At 65.6% G+C, this 14,990-nt stretch carries 12 protein-coding genes and 1 tRNA gene; 11 read left to right on the top strand and 2 right to left on the bottom strand.

Annotated elements, in window-relative coordinates; translation table 11 throughout:
- Window positions 1-59 precede the first annotated feature (59 nt).
- From ACQE2J_RS14230 to pth, 6 genes are all read left to right on the top strand, one after another.
- A tRNA-Gln gene (locus tag ACQE2J_RS14230) sits at window positions 60-131 on the top strand.
- Window positions 132-163: 32 nt separating this feature from the next.
- A complete protein-coding gene (gene glmU / locus ACQE2J_RS14225; RefSeq protein WP_135542123.1) occupies window positions 164-1,621 on the top strand; it encodes a bifunctional UDP-N-acetylglucosamine diphosphorylase/glucosamine-1-phosphate N-acetyltransferase GlmU in 1,458 nt (485 codons plus the stop codon).
- Window positions 1,614-2,585 carry a ribose-phosphate diphosphokinase gene (locus ACQE2J_RS14220; RefSeq protein ID WP_135542121.1) on the top strand — a complete coding sequence of 324 codons (972 nt, stop codon included), beginning with the start codon at window positions 1,614-1,616 and terminating at the stop codon, window positions 2,583-2,585. The genes glmU and ACQE2J_RS14220 overlap by 8 nt, the downstream gene beginning before the upstream one ends.
- 227 nt (window positions 2,586-2,812) lie before the next feature.
- Window positions 2,813-3,823, top strand: coding sequence for an alpha/beta fold hydrolase (locus tag ACQE2J_RS14215; RefSeq protein WP_135542119.1), 1,011 nt, complete (start codon window positions 2,813-2,815; stop codon window positions 3,821-3,823).
- 154 nt (window positions 3,824-3,977) lie between these two features.
- Window positions 3,978-4,625, top strand: coding sequence for a 50S ribosomal protein L25/general stress protein Ctc (locus tag ACQE2J_RS14210; RefSeq protein WP_135542117.1), 648 nt, complete (start codon window positions 3,978-3,980; stop codon window positions 4,623-4,625).
- Between the two features lie 265 nt (window positions 4,626-4,890).
- Complete coding sequence (pth, locus tag ACQE2J_RS14205; protein ID WP_135542115.1) at window positions 4,891-5,490, top strand: aminoacyl-tRNA hydrolase; 600 nt, start codon at window positions 4,891-4,893, stop codon at window positions 5,488-5,490.
- A gap of 92 nt (window positions 5,491-5,582) precedes the next feature.
- On the opposite strand, the gene ACQE2J_RS14200 is transcribed toward pth, so the two are convergent.
- Together ACQE2J_RS14200 and ACQE2J_RS14195 are read right to left on the bottom strand one after the other, a co-directional pair.
- Window positions 5,583-6,305, bottom strand: a complete 723-nt coding sequence (locus ACQE2J_RS14200) for a rhomboid family intramembrane serine protease (RefSeq protein WP_425120550.1) — start codon at window positions 6,303-6,305, stop codon at window positions 5,583-5,585.
- A gap of 119 nt (window positions 6,306-6,424) precedes the next feature.
- Window positions 6,425-7,903 carry an arylsulfotransferase family protein gene (locus ACQE2J_RS14195; protein ID WP_426936511.1) on the bottom strand — a complete coding sequence of 493 codons (1,479 nt, stop codon included), beginning with the start codon at window positions 7,901-7,903 and terminating at the stop codon, window positions 6,425-6,427.
- 181 nt (window positions 7,904-8,084) lie between these two features.
- Here ACQE2J_RS14195 and mfd point away from each other — a divergent pair, with 181 nt between their 5' ends.
- From mfd to eno, 5 genes are all read left to right on the top strand, one after another.
- Window positions 8,085-11,675 carry a transcription-repair coupling factor gene (gene mfd, locus ACQE2J_RS14190; protein WP_426936510.1) on the top strand — a complete coding sequence of 1,197 codons (3,591 nt, stop codon included), beginning with the start codon at window positions 8,085-8,087 and terminating at the stop codon, window positions 11,673-11,675.
- Window positions 11,676-11,789: 114 nt separating this feature from the next.
- Complete coding sequence (locus tag ACQE2J_RS14185) at window positions 11,790-11,984, top strand: CsbD family protein (protein WP_135542107.1); 195 nt, start codon at window positions 11,790-11,792, stop codon at window positions 11,982-11,984.
- A gap of 64 nt (window positions 11,985-12,048) precedes the next feature.
- Entirely contained in the window at window positions 12,049-12,507 is a 459-nt protein-coding gene (locus ACQE2J_RS14180; protein WP_240690064.1) for a MazG nucleotide pyrophosphohydrolase domain-containing protein, read from the top strand.
- Entirely contained in the window at window positions 12,504-13,403 is a 900-nt protein-coding gene (locus ACQE2J_RS14175) for a tyrosine-protein phosphatase (RefSeq protein ID WP_426936509.1), read from the top strand. The genes ACQE2J_RS14180 and ACQE2J_RS14175 overlap by 4 nt, the downstream gene beginning before the upstream one ends.
- Before the next feature lie 139 nt (window positions 13,404-13,542).
- Window positions 13,543-14,823: a phosphopyruvate hydratase gene (eno, locus tag ACQE2J_RS14170; RefSeq protein WP_135542103.1), complete on the top strand. Its 1,281-nt coding sequence runs from the start codon at window positions 13,543-13,545 to the stop codon at window positions 14,821-14,823.
- Window positions 14,824-14,990 lie beyond the last annotated feature (167 nt).

The raw sequence follows: 14,990 nt of genomic DNA, 5'->3' as shown, positions 1-14,990 counted from the left end.
TAATCGTAGTGGCATGATGGTGTCTCGTGAGCGCGGGCCCCTGAACTGGTGCACGCTGTTCCGCCCTGGTGTAATGGCAGCACGCCGGCCTTTGGAGCCGTGCAGTATAGGTTCGAATCCTATGGGCGGAGCTGGCCCCAACCGACATGCGAAGGATTCAACAATGTCGCAGACTCGTCCGACCGCCGTCATCGTACTGGCTGCGGGCCAGGGAACCCGAATGAAGTCGGCTCTTCCGAAGGTGATGCATCCCATCGGCGGGCGCTCCCTGCTCCACCATGCTGTCTCCGCTGCCGCCGGAACGTCGCCGGAACATCTCATCGTCGTCGTCCGACACGAACGCGACCAGCTCGTCGCTCACCTCGACTCCCTGCCGGTGACCTCCCAGCGCACCCTGCTCATCGCCGACCAGGACGAAGTGCCCGGCACCGGCCGCGCCACCGAATGTGCGCTCACCCAGCTGCCCGAAGACCTCACCGGCACCGTCGTCGTCACCTACGGCGATGTGCCGCTGCTGACGACCGAGACGATCAACGGTCTCGTCGAGATCCACGAATCCGCGGCCAACGCCGTGACCGTCCTGTCCGCCGAGGTGGACGACCCCAATGGCTACGGACGCATCGTCCGTGATGCCAACGGCTCTCTGCTGCGCATCGTCGAGCAGAAGGACGCGGACGATGACGAGCGCTCCATCCGTGAGATCAACTCCGGCATCTACGCCTTCGACGCCGCTGCGCTGAAGGAGGGGCTGGCCTCGCTGACGACCGACAACGCCCAAGGCGAGAAGTACCTCACCGACGTCATCGGCCACTCCCGCCAGTCCGGACTGTCCGTCGCCGCCACCGCCACCGACGATCTGTGGCAGGTCGAGGGAGCCAATGACCGCGTGCAGCTGGCGAACCTGGGCAAGGAGCTCAACCGCCGCCAGTGCGAGAAGTTCATGCGTGCAGGCGTGTCCATCATCGACCCCGACACCACGTGGATCGACGTCGACGTCTCGATCGCCGCCGACGCGACGATCCTGCCGGGCACCCAGCTGCTCGGTGCCACGGACATCGGCGCCGACGCCGTCGTCGGCCCCGACACCACGCTCAAGGACACCGAGGTGGGATCGGGAGCACACGTCGTGCGCACCCACGGGGAGCTCGCCGTCATCGGTGCCGGCGCCAACGTCGGACCCTTCGCCTACCTGCGTCCGGGGACCAAGCTCGGCGAATCCGGAAAGATCGGCACCTTCGTGGAGACGAAGAACGCCGAAATCGGCAAGGACGCCAAGATCCCCCACCTCTCCTACGTCGGCGACGCCGAGATCGGGGAAGGCACGAACATCGGCGCCGCCTCGGTGTTCGTCAACTATGACGGCGTCAACAAGCACCGCACCGTCATCGGCAAGCATGCACGCATGGGCTCGGACAATATGTACGTCGCCCCTGTCACCGTGGGCGACGGCGCCTATTCGGGTGCAAGCACGACGGTGCGCAAGGATGTCCCTGCAGGAGCGTTGGCCATCTCGGTGGCCCCACAGCGCAACCTGGAGGGCTGGGTCCAGACAAACCGTCCCGGCACACCTGCAGCGCAGGCGGCCGAAAACGCATCCGAAGGGGAACGGATTAGTGAATGAGATAACGACGACGGGCGATAAGAAGCTCGTCCTGGTCAGCGGTCGGGCGAACCCCGAACTCGCCGAACAAGTCGCGGAGAACCTGGGGACCGAACTCCTCCCCACCGACATCTACAACTTCGCGAACGGTGAGATCTACGTCCGCTATTCCGAGTCCGTGCGCGGCAGCGACGTCTTCGTCCTGCAGTCGCACTGCGCTCCCATCAACGAATGGCTGATGGAGCAGCTGATTATGGTCGATGCCCTCAAGCGCGCCTCGGCCAAGCGGATCACCGTCATCGCACCGTTCTTCCCGTACGCTCGGCAGGACAAGAAGCACCGCGGACGCGAACCGATCTCCGCCCGCCTCGTGGCCGACCTGTACAAGACCGCCGGTGCCGACCGCATCATCGCCGTCGACCTGCACACCGCGCAGATCCAGGGCTACTTCGACGGCCCCGTCGACCACCTCATCGCAATGCCGATCCTCGCCGGCTACGTCAAGGACAAGTACCCCGGTGAGCTTGCTGTCGTCTCGCCCGATGCCGGACGCATCAAGGTCGCGGAGAACTGGTCGAACTCGCTCGGCGGCGTGCCGCTGGCGTTCATCCACAAGACCCGCGACATCACCCGCCCGAACGAGACGAAGGCCAACCGTGTCGTCGGAGAGGTCGAAGGCCGCACCTGCGTGCTCGTCGACGACATGATCGACACCGGCGGCACCATCGTCCAGGCCGCCGACGCCTGCATGGCCGCCGGCGCGAAGGGCGTCATCGTCGTGTCCACCCACGCCGTGTTCTCCGGCCCCGCCGTCGAACGTCTGTCGAACTCCGTGGCCGAAGAGGTCATCGTCACCAACACGCTGCCGCTGAGCGAAGACAAGATCTTCGACAAGCTCACCGTGCTCTCGATCGCCCCGCTCATCGCCCGGGCCGTGCACGAGGTCTTCGAAGACGGATCGGTCACCAGCCTCTTCGAGGTCTGAGACCGACCGAATCCGCTCGCCGCGAATCCCGCGACGCGCACAGGAACCCCGAGTCGTCACCGGCTCGGGGTTCCTTCGTCTCCGCAGCCGCAATGACCCGTGTCCTTCGCGCCCGTGGTCTCCGCTGCCGCGATGGCCCGTGGTCTTCGTGCCGACCCAGGCCCATCGTTTCCGCGCCCCGGACGATCTACACTGGTAGCAACGCCAAAGCGAAGGGATCCGCGACGATGTCGTCACACGATTACAACCGTTACCGCGTGGACGTGGAAGGCGGGCAGCTGTCCGTGGGGGTGTGGGAGCCGGTCGCTGCCGGTCCCGGGCACGTGCCCACCGTCTGCGTCATCCACGGGATCACCTCGAATCATCTCTTCTTCGCCGGGCTCGTCTCCGCCCTGCCTGGGGTCCGCGTCATCGGCCCTGACCTGCGCGGACGTGCCGATTCCCGGACCCTGCCCGGCCCCTACGGAATGGCCGTCCATGCCGCCGACGTCCGCGCCGCCATCGATGCCTTCGCCCCGGACGGCTCCGTGACGCTCGTCGGACATTCGATGGGCGGGTTCGTTGCGATGACTCTTGCCGGAACCACCAAGAGCACCGCTGCCGGCACCGAGGCGGCCGACCGCTTCCGCGGCCCCGTCCTCATCGACGGGGGACTTCCCCTGCCCGAGGGGCAGCCCAGCGGCGGAGCGCCGGTCGATGACCTCAATGACGAAGACCTCGACACCGACGATCTCATCGCCGCCGTGCTCGGGCCTGCCGCCGAGCGTCTGTCGATGAGCTTCGGCTCCATCGAGGAGTACCTGGCGTTCTTCGCCGCACATCCGGCCTTCGTCGACGGACTCGACACGGTAGCCACCGAGAGCTTCGTCTACGACCTTGCGGCCAAGGACGACGATTCCTTCCAACCGTCGACGTCGATCGAAGCGATGCAGGCCGATTCGGCCGATATGTACACCGGGTCGGCATACCAGAGTGCACTCGAAACGATCATGGGCGACGACCGGGCCCAGGCCGAGGTCGTCTTCCTCTTCGCCGAACGGGATCTCGTCGCGGCGGAACCGGGCCTCTACCCGCCCGAACTCACCGCCGACTATGCGCGGAAGTGGCCGCACATGAGCGTCATCGACGTCCAAGGCACGAATCACTACGACATCCTGCTCACCGAGGTGGGAATCGACGCCTGTGCCGATGCCGTGAACAGCCGACTTGGTGCCGTCGCGGACAGTGCCGTAGAATGATCAGGTTGCCTCGGCGAGGGAGACGGATCTCGTCTCCGTGATCGACGCGGTCGGCATCCCACGAATCCCTGAGGACCGGTTTCTCGAGATTTGCAGCGGATCCAGGCTGTTTCGCCGTGGTGCTCGAAGATAAGTTCACCACGAAGGAGAGAAAATGGCTGACTTCAAACTTCTGGCCGAAGCTCGCAACGAGTTCGGCAAGGGCGCAGCGCGCCGCATCCGCCGCGCCGGACGTATCCCCGCGGTCGTCTACGGACACGGCGGCGATCCCGTGCACATCTCGCTCGAGGGCCACGCCACCATGCTGGCACTCAAGCACGCCAACGCGCTGCTCGAGATCGAAAGCACCGACGGATCCAAGAACGTCCTCGCCATCGCCCGCGATGTGCAGATCGAACCCGTCCGTCGCGAGATCGAGCACCTCGATCTCATCATCGTCAAGCGCGGTGAGAAGATCGAGGTCGACGTGCCCGTCCACATCATCGGAGAGGCCGCACCCGGAACCATGGTCTCGCAGGAGGAGTCGACCATCGCCGTCAAGGCCGATGCGACCCGTCTGCCCGAACTCATCGAGATCTCCGTCGACGGCCGTCCTGCAGGCGAGCACGTCCTCGCCGGTCAGGTCGAGCTGCCCGCCGGCGTCGAACTCATCGCCGACGAAGAGCTGCTCATCGTCAACGTCTCGGAAGAGGCTGAGATGGACACCGAGTCGGACGCAGAGGACGAGGCTGCCGAAGAGTCGACCGGCGAAGAGTCGACCGAAGAGTCCGCAAGTGCAGAAGGCTCCTCCGAGGAGGAGTGATCTTTTCACACCACGGCACCTCGGTGCTGAGGTGAGTGCAGACTGAACACTCGATTCGGTGGGTCGCCTACAAGGCGGCCCACCGAATTCGTCTCAGCCCCGGGCCATCGCCGACGGCAATCGCGCACAGTGACACCCCCTGACTCTCGGGCAGGCGGCCAGCCCTGACGCGCTTGGACCAGCACCGACCCGCGTGCACGCCACAAGTGCCTCACGGGGTAGGCTTGCGCCGGATCGGCGGAGAACAGACAGACGAAGGACGGCAATGACGAACGAAGCCTGGTTGGTCTTCGGGCTGGGCAATCCCGGCCCCAAATACGAAGCGACCCGTCACAACATCGGACAGATGGTCATTGCCGAACTCGCTTCACGTATCGGCACGGGCCTCACCCGGACGAAGCTGAGATCCAATGTCGGCACCGGCCGCCTGCCCACCGGCCGCGTGCCGGGAGTGCCCGGGCCCCGTGTGGTGCTGGGAACTTCGACCGGATACATGAACGAATCCGGCGGGCCGGTCAGGCAGCTGGCCGATTTCTACGGCATCGCCACCGAACGGATCATCGCCGTTCATGACGATGTGGACCTTCCCTTCGACGCGATCAGAGCCAAACGGGGTGGGGGAGAAGGCGGCCACAACGGCCTGCGTTCGATGACCTCGGTGCTGGGGACGAAGGACTATCTGCGGGTACGGGCCGGAGTCGGACGGCCTCCCGGCCGGCAGGACACCGCCGATCATGTGCTGCGTCCGTTCTCCAAAGACGAACGGACCACACTGCCGATCTTCGTCTCCGACCTCGCCGACGCCGTCGAAGCTCTCATCAATGACGGTTTGGACGCCGTGCAGCAGAAGTTCCACTCCCGCTGAACGCAGCACCGAGCGAACAGTCACCTCCGCCCGACGGTGCCGAACGGCCCTGCCCGAGGCGGCCGGGACCTGAACGCGAGAGCACGCAGCGGTCAGCGGCTGTGTCGGCCGTCCTGGCGCCGGCGGTGAAGCAGCCACGCGGCGAAGATGCCGCCGGCGAATCCGAAGAGGTGACCCTGCCAGGAGATGTCATTGGTCTGCGGCAGCATGCCGAAGATCATCGAGGCCCCGTAGGTGACGAAGATGAAGAGCCCGATCGCAAAGTAGACGATCTTGCGCAGCACGTCATCGGTGAACCAGGTGCGCACCGCGAGGTATCCGAAGAAGCCGAAGACAATTCCCGAGGCGCCGATGATGTGCTGACCCGGCCAGGTGGTCAGCCAGGCGCCGAGACCCGAAGCGAGCGCAGTGATCGCGGTGACCTGCCAGAATCGGCGCGAACCTTCGAACGCGATGACGATGCCGAGGACGAGGAACGGGAACGTATTGGCCATGAGGTGGCCGAATCCCGAGTGCAGCAGCGGTGAGGTGACCAGCCCGTAGAGCGAGAGCGGATTCCACGACTGCAGGCTGAAGGCATCGAGGTCGAGGGGGAGGAGAGCATCGACGATCTCGACGACCCACATCGCCGCCAGCAGGACGAGGACCGGGACGAACCTCGAGAAGTGATGATTGCGGTCGACGCTGGTGGTCAGGTGGGCCACCGGCGGGTTCGCGGAGCGGCCGGGGTGAGGGGATCCGGAACCGGCGGATTCGGAGCCGAAGAGCATGCGGGATTCTTCGGGGGTGAAACGAGGGGAGTGGTCGGAGCTCATAACCCAATTGTGAGTGATGAAGATTGGAGAACCCCGAAAAACCGGGGCTCTGGTGCAATCGTGACCGTTCCGTTAGGCCCGTTATCGCCTCGACATGTTCCCGGTGACGGAGTCTGACTTCAGTGCACTCGCGGTGCCACTCGCGCCGACGCGAGCGTCTTGCCATCGTCATCGAGGGCTTCGACGATGATCTTCGACCCGTTCGGGGTGATATCCACGGCGGTTTCGAACCCGGTGCGTTCGACGACCGTGTTCTCGCTGAGATGGTCGTCGTCATCTCCGCTGAGCACCCGCCACGACTCCACCTCGGTGGCGCCGTTCCAGCTCATGTGGATGCGGGTGACATCGGGCTGCGGTTCGGTCTTCGTGGCCGTCGGCGGGGCGACCGGCTGGGCATGCCAATCGGAGCGGTACGCGCGGTAGTTCGACCCGCCGACGAAGGTGAGGTCGGTGAGCAGCTTCCCGTCCTTCGTGAACTCCGAGACATAGGGTTCAGAACCCCATCCGACGACGACATTGCCGTTGTCGAGTTCCTGCAGGTTCCCCTGACTGCCCGACGAGCGGTCGTCGGGGGCGGGATACTCGGTGACCACCTCGGCGCGCTTCTTCTTCTCATCGACGTCGAGACGCAGCCCGCGAGTGTCGCCGAGGCGGGGCGCGGCATGGTTGTCGAAGAGCGTCAGCGTCCCATCGGAGCGGCGGCGGGCATCGTGCTGCCAGGCGAACGTCGCCCCCTGACCCATCTCGAAGTCCGAAGCTTTGCCGCCGAGGACCCAGTTGAGATCCGCCGTCTTCCGGTCGAGCTGGTAGATCGCATGCGTATTGCGGGCGGACACAAGGAGGGACTCACCGTCGTCGTCCTCGTCCACGGAGTTGAGGTGGATGTAGTCGAAGGGTTCGTCCTTCGTGCCTTCGCCGTCCTTGAGTTCGGCTTCGGACTGGTCGACGGGAACGGCGTCGAGGGAGTGCCATTCGAAGAGGGGCTCGCCGGTGGCGATGTCGACCTCCTGGACGATGCCCTCCCACACCCAGCCATCGGCGCCTCCGCCGACGGAGCTGAGATCGGTCTGGGTCTTGACGTAGGAGAGGAGGAACATGGTGTCGTCATCGGTGATCGTCGTCTCGTGCAGATCCGAGGTGTCCTGGGGCAGTTCGCCGCCCATGCCCACGCGGGCGATCTCCTGGTACGAGGCGTCGAGGATGACGACCTCGCCGGCGGTGTGCGGAGTCTCCGCCAGACCCTCCCACCAAGTGAGAACCGGTTCTCCACGATACTCCTGTACCCGCAGGTCCCACAGCGCATCGCCGCCCTCACGGATCCACAGCGGGTCGCCGGCGGCATCGAGGATGAGTCCGCCGACCCACGACTTCTCGTCGGTCTTCGTCTGGCCCTTCGGCGCGAGGAGGGTCGACAGGTCCCCATCGTCGGTGGGGAACGCTGCCGAGTCGATCTCGACTTTCGGAGGGGCGAGATCGGGACGGGAGTGGAAGTCCCATCGTTCGGCGACTGCGATGTCGTCGTCGGCATCGCCGGTGCAGCCCGTGAGCAGGAGCGCGGTCGCGGCCAGTCCTGCCAGGACGGTTCTCAACTTGGCCATGTACTCATCCTCACACGTTTCGATGAATTCCGCCGCTGTCCGCCCGCCTCGAGCGCCCCTACGGCGCGGGCGCGGGAACCTTGTCCTCGCACCGGGGACGCACAGGTCCTCTGTCCGGGACACCGGTCGTGAGCGCAGACACCGGATGGGCCGTGTCAGGTGCGTGGCCTAGACTGTTCGGGTGCTCAACGGACTTGATCTCACCCGCCAGAACCCCGCCGTCAACGGACTCGTCGCCGCCTTCAACGACCCGGACTCGGGTGGGGGCACGATCGATGCGATCAAGGGACTGTGGCCGTCGATCCTGCGTCGGACGGTCGGCGCCGCGGGAGCAGCCTCGGCGCCGCAGCTCATCGTCACCGCCACGACCCGTGAGGCCGAAGACCTCGCCCAAGCGCTCGCCGACTGGGTTCCGGCCTCCTCCATCGCGATCTTCCCCAGCTGGGAGACGCTGCCGCACGAAAAGCTGTCCCCACGCTCGGACACCGTCGGCCAACGCCTCGAGGTGCTCCGCCGCCTGGCCCACCCCAGCCCGGGTCGGGAGCTGAGTTTCATCCTTGCGCCCGTGCGCGCATTCCTCCAGCCCGTGGCGAAGGGGCTGGGGGACATCGCGCCGGCCGAGCTCGCCGTCGGCGACGAATCCGAGATCGACGACCTCGCCGCACGACTGACGGAACTCGCCTACTCTCGCGTCGACATGGTCTCGCGACGGGGCGAATTCGCCGTGCGCGGCGGCATCGTCGACATCTTCCCGGCCACCGCTGAGCGGGCGCTGCGCGTGGAGTTCTTCGGCGACGAGGTCGATGAGATCCGCGAATTCTCCGTCAGCGACCAACGCTCCATCCCCGCCGCCGAAGGGGAGGAACCGCTGACCCTGTCCGCACCGCCGTGCCGGGAGCTGCTCCTGACCGATTCGGTGCGCGAACGCGCGGCGAAACTCGCCGAGGATGTGCCCGGTGCTGCGGACATGCTTGAGAGGATCGCCGGCGGAGTCGCCGTCGAAGGCATGGAATCGCTGTCCGCCGTCCTCGCCGACGGGATGGAGCCGATCATCGCGCTGCTGCCTGCGGAGTCGAAGATCATCATCACCGAACCCGAGCGAGTCGAAGCCCGCGCCGCAGACCTCGTGGAGACGACGAACGAATTCCTCGAAGCCGCGTGGGCCGGAGCCGCCGCCGGGGGAGAGTCCCCGATCGACCTGTCCGCGGCGAGCTTCCGCACCGTCGCCGAAATGGCAGAGGGCGCTCGCCTCATCGGGCTGGCCTGGTGGGAGATCGGGGGTTTCGCCCACGATGAGGAGCTCGCCGACCCGGAGGAGAACATCTTCGCCGTTCCGGCCCGCATCCCCAAGGGCTATGCCGGTGACGTCGAAGCGATCCTCGCCGATGTCAGGGACCTCATCCACGACAAGTGGCGGATCCTTGTCCTCACCGAAGGACCGGGACCGGGCCACCGGATGGTCGAAGTCTTCTCCGAAGCCGGAGTGCCCGCCACCTTCGTCGACGATCCCACGGACCTGCCCGAAGCGCTCGTGACTGTGACGACGGCTGCCTCGTTCGGCGGATTCGTCTTCGACGATCTCAAACTCGCCGTTCTCACCGAAGCCGATGTGCTCGGGCGGGCGGCGGCCACCTCGACGAGGGACATGCGGCGGCTGCCCACCCGACGTCGGCGCAACCAGGTGGACCCGCTCAATCTGGCCCCCGGCGACTACGTCGTCCACGACCAGCACGGTGTGGGACGCTTCGTCGAGATGACACAGCGGACGACCGGACGCGGTGCGAACAAGCACACCCGCGAGTACCTCATCATCGAATATGCTCCAGCCAAACGCGGCCAGCCCGGTGACCGTCTCTACGTCCCCAGCGACGCGCTCGATCAGGTCACCCGCTATGTCGGCGGCGAGAGCCCGAGCCTCAACAAGATGGGCGGGGCGGACTGGCAGACGACGAAGGCCAAGGCGCGCAAGGCAGTCAAGGAGATCGCAGGCGAACTCATCCGGCTCTACTCGGCTCGGCAGGCCACAGTCGGTCACTCCTATGGGCCCGACACACCATGGCAGCGCGAACTCGAAGACGCCTTCCACTATGTCGAGACCGCCGACCAGCTCACGACCATCGATGAGGTCAAATCGGACATGGAGAAGACGGTGCCGATGGACCGTCTGATCTGCGGCGACGTGGGCTATGGAAAGACGGAGATCGCGGTTCGTGCCGCGTTCAAAGCGATCCAGGAGGGCAAGCAGGTCGCGGTGCTTGTGCCGACCACGCTGCTTGTCCAACAGCACTATGAGACCTTCGCCGAACGGTATTCGGGATTCCCCGTCACGATCGGCGCGCTCTCCCGGTTCCAGTCGAAGCAGGAGTCGGAGAAGGTCAAAGAGGACTTGGGTGCAGGCAAACTCGACCTCGTCATCGGCACCCACCGGCTGCTCAGCGGCGAGGTGCGATTCAAGGACCTCGGACTGGTCATCATCGATGAGGAGCAGCGCTTCGGTGTCGAGCACAAGGAGACGCTCAAGGCCCTGCGGACCAATGTCGACGTGCTCGCAATGTCCGCGACACCGATTCCCCGCACCCTGGAGATGGCCGTCACCGGCATCCGCGAGATGTCGACCCTGGCCACGCCTCCGGAGGAGAGGCACCCGGTCCTGACCTATGTGGGCAGGCGCGAGGACAAGCAGATCAGGGCCGCGATCCGCCGTGAGCTCATGCGCGAAGGTCAGGTCTTCTACATCCACAACCGGGTCCGAGACATCGAGGCCGTGGCCGGGCATATCGCCGAGATGGTGCCCGAGGCCCGGATCGCCATCGCCCACGGCAAGATGAACGAAACCCGACTCGAGCAGGTCATCGTCGACTTCTGGGAGAAGAAGTACGACGTGCTCGTGTGCACGACGATCGTCGAGACCGGCATCGACATCGCCAATGCGAATACACTCATCATCGACAACGCCGACCGCTACGGGCTCTCCCAGCTCCACCAGCTGCGCGGGCGAGTCGGTCGCGGCCGGGAACGCGCCTATGCCTATTTCCTCTACCCGCCGGACACCCAGCTGACCGAAACCGCCCACGACCGACTGACGACGCTGGCTGCGCACACCGAACTGGGTGCCGGCATGCAGGTGGCGATGAAGGACCTGGAGATCCGCGGTGCCGGCAACCTCCTCGGGGGTCAGCAGTCCGGTCACATCGAAGGCGTCGGGTTCGACCTCTACGTCCGACTCGTCGGCGAAGCCGTCGCGAAGTTCCGCGGTGAGGAGACCGAACCCGAGGCCGATATGCGCCTCGAACTGCCCGTCGACGCGCACCTGCCGGCCGAGTACGTCGACCACGAACGGCTGCGCCTCGAGGCGTACCGGAAGCTGGCGGCGGCAGCGAACGAAGACGAACTCCAGGAAGTCCTCGATGAACTCGTCGACCGCTACGGCCCCTATCCGGCACCGGTCGGTGTGCTCGCCGACGTCGCCAGGCTGCGCATCCGTGCCCGCGCCTCCGGCGTCAGCGACATCGTCGCGCAGGGCAACTTCATCCGCTTCGGCCCGGTCGAACTCGCCGGCTCGCAGGTGGTCAGGCTCAAACGCCTGTACCCGAAGGCGCTGCTCAAACCGGCGTTGCGCTCCGTCCTCGTGCCCAAACCGATGGCCGGAACCGGGTTCGATGCGAAGGAGATGACCGATTCTGACATCCTGCGCTGGGCCCATCAGTTCCTCGACGCGATCCTGCCCGTCGTCGAGTCCGAGGCCACCCAGGAGACGGTCGAGAACACGTGAGAATTCCCCGACTGTTCTCCAAGCTTCCGCTCACCAGCGGCAGCGGTGGCGTAGAGTGCGAAGAGCGGAGCACTCCGCAGTAAGCGATACACCATTCGACGAAGGAGAATCGCCATGGGCGTTGACGACAAGTTCGAGAACAAGGCCGAAGACCTCGGCGGACGTGCCAAGGAATCCATCGGAGACGTCACCGGTGACGACGAACTCAAGGCCGAAGGCGCAACCGATCAGCTCAAGGCCAAGGCCAAGGACGTCGGCGAATCCGTCAAGGATCTCGGCGCATCGGTCAAGGACAAATTCTCGAAGTGACCATCGCAACGGCCCCCACTGCCTCGGTGGTGGGGGGCCTTTCGCGTCGGCAGGAGGACAGCGCGTGGATGAGCCCGCAGCCGAAGAGGACACCTCAACTCGGCACGTGGTGGCGGCGATGGCGACCCTGCGCAGACGGTGCCCTTGGTCGAGCCGACAGGACCACCGCAGCCTTGAGAAATACGCTCGCGAAGAGACCGAGGAGCTCATAGAAGCTCTCGAGGACTTCACCGCTGCACCGACATCGGCCCACCGTGCGGCAGTGGTCGAGGAGCTCGGCGACGTGTTCTACCAGGTGCTGTTCCACTCCGCTCTGCTCGACGAGAGCGGCGGACACGAATACGGGCACAGCCTCGGGACCATCATCGACGGTCTCGAGGAGAAGCTCATCCGCCGCCACCCGCTGGCCTTCGGCGAAGACGCCGGGGAAGAGATGGCCGCTTTGGAAGATGTGGAACGCGAATACCGCCGGATCAAAGCGGAAGAGAAGACCGCGCGGCGCAGAGAGGACGGAAATCGATGAGTCTGGAGCGTCTCGAGATCGAGGGCACCTTCAACTTCCGTGACCTCGGCGGCGCTCGCACGCAGTCCGGGGATAATGCGGTGCGACTCGGGAAGGTGTTTCGAGCCGACGGCCTGGCACGGCTGACCGACCGGTCACGCGCCGATATGCGCGAACTCGGCATCGGTGCCGTCGTCGACATGCGGGACATCGGTGAGCGTTCGAAGCTGCCCGACACCCTCGACGGGCTCGAGGTCGCCCACATCGAACTTCCTGTCTTCGAGGATCATTTCTTCCCCAGTCGACCGATGAGCGTCGAGGAGATGAGGGCCGCCGCCGAGGCGACGGGAATGGATCTCAGCGATCGCTCGCTCGAGCGCATCTACGACCTCATGATCACTCATTTCGGGCACCGGCTGGCCGCGGTCGTCGACACCGTCGCCGATCACTGCGGAACAGGTGTCGTCTTCCACTGCTCTGCGGGCAAGGACCGCACCGGTGTGGTCGGAGCGTTCCTGCTCGACCTCCTCGGCGTGGGCAGGGAAGCGATCATCGACGAATACGCGATCACCTCCACTCACCTCTCCGGCGGGTTCCTCGACTCGATCACGAAGAACTTCGCTGATGCCGGCATCTCCGGAAACCTCGCCGCGACCGCCACGGCCGCCCCTCCCGAACTCATGCACGAGGTCCTCGATCGGATCGAGACCGACTACGGGGCCGCCTCGGCGAATGGAATCGGAGTCGGCGGCGCAGGAAAAGGCTCCGACACCGGCAGGATCGCTGCCAACAGAGCAGGCGCCGGCGGGATCGGCACCGGCGGGGCAGTGGAAGCGTATCTGCTCACCCACGGAATGGACCCGTCCACCCCGCAGCGGCTGCGCGAGTGTCTGCTCGAACCCGCAGCCGAGGCCTGAACGATCGCGGACAGTCGGCGCCGCGGCGGGGCCGGCCAGTGTCATGCGACGAACAGAGAGTGAGCCCCGTCGTGCGTTGCATTAAGCTGTCCTGCAGGCACATGTTCCCCATGTGAAACCAAAAGCTAAGGAGTACTCAGTGGCTGAGATCGTTGCCGCAAATGCCCGCGAAATCCTGGATTCCCGGGGAAACCCCACCGTTGAGGTGGAAGTGCTGTTGGCCGACGAGTCCGTCGGTCGTGCCGGAGTCCCGTCCGGCGCCTCCACGGGAGAGTTCGAAGCCGTCGAACTGCGCGACGGAGATCCCGAACGCTACCTGGGCAAGGGAGTCACCCAGGCCGTCGACGCCGTCGTCGACGAGATCCACGAAGTCATCGCCGGGCTCGAGAGCGACGATCAGCGACTGGTCGACCATGCGCTCATCGAGCTCGACGGCACCGACAACAAGTCCCGCATCGGCGCGAATGCGATGCTCGGAACCTCGCTGGCCGTGGCTCGGGCGGCAGCGGTTTCGGCGGACCTGCCCCTCTACCGCTACCTCGGTGGCCCGAACGCACACGTCATGCCCGTGCCGATGATGAACATCCTCAACGGCGGGTCACACGCGGACTCGAACGTCGACATCCAGGAATTCATGATCGCCCCGATCGGTGCCGCAAGCTTCCACGAAGCGCTGCAGTGGAGCGTCGAGGTCTACCACGCGCTCAAGGGCGTGCTCAAGGAACGCGGTCTGTCGACCGGACTCGGCGATGAGGGCGGGTTCGCCCCGAACCTCGACTCGAACGCCGCGGCACTCGACCTCATCCTCGAAGCCATCGACCTCGCCGGACACCGTCCCGGACGGGACATCGCCGTCGCCCTCGACGTGGCCTCCTCGGAGTTCTACAACGATGGAGTCTACGAATTCGAAGGCGGCAAGAAGACGGCCGAAGAGATGGCCGCCTACTACGAGGAGCTGCTCGCGAAGTACCCGCTCGTGTCCATCGAGGACCCCCTCGACGAGAACGACTGGGAGGGCTGGGCGACCCTGACCGAAGCGATCGGTGCGAAGGTCCAGCTCGTCGGCGACGACCTGTTCGTGACCAACCCGGAGCGCCTGCAGCGCGGAATCGACAGCGCCACCGCGAACTCGCTGCTGGTCAAGGTCAACCAGATCGGCACCCTCACCGAAACCCTCGACGCTGTGTCCCTGGCGCAGACGCACGGGTACACGACGATGATCTCGCACCGTTCGGGCGAGACCGAGGACACGACGATCGCCGATCTGGCTGTGGCCACGAACGCCGGTCAGATCAAGGCCGGTGCCCCGGCCCGGTCCGAACGCGTTGCGAAGTACAACCAGCTGCTGCGCATCGAAGAGCAGCTCGGCGATGCGGCACGCTACGCCGGTCGCGGAGCCTTTCCGCGCTTCGAAGCCTGAGCGAACCCGGCAATCACGGGACACAGGTTCCTGAGGAACTCCCCGAGGCGGGGCCGGACGATCAGCGGTCGTCCGGCCCCGCCTCGGTGCGTGCAGACGGGGTTGCTCTGGTGCGGACGGGCGAGACCATCTCGGCGCGGACGGCTGAGGGAGGGCGAGACTGCCTC

Origin of the sequence: Brevibacterium sp. LE-L, assembly GCF_050214925.1 — a bacterium.
In the GTDB taxonomy this organism is placed as follows: Bacteria; Actinomycetota; Actinomycetes; order Actinomycetales; family Brevibacteriaceae; genus Brevibacterium.
Note: the sequence above shows the minus strand (reverse complement) of the source record. Positions and strands in the feature narration are given on the sequence as shown.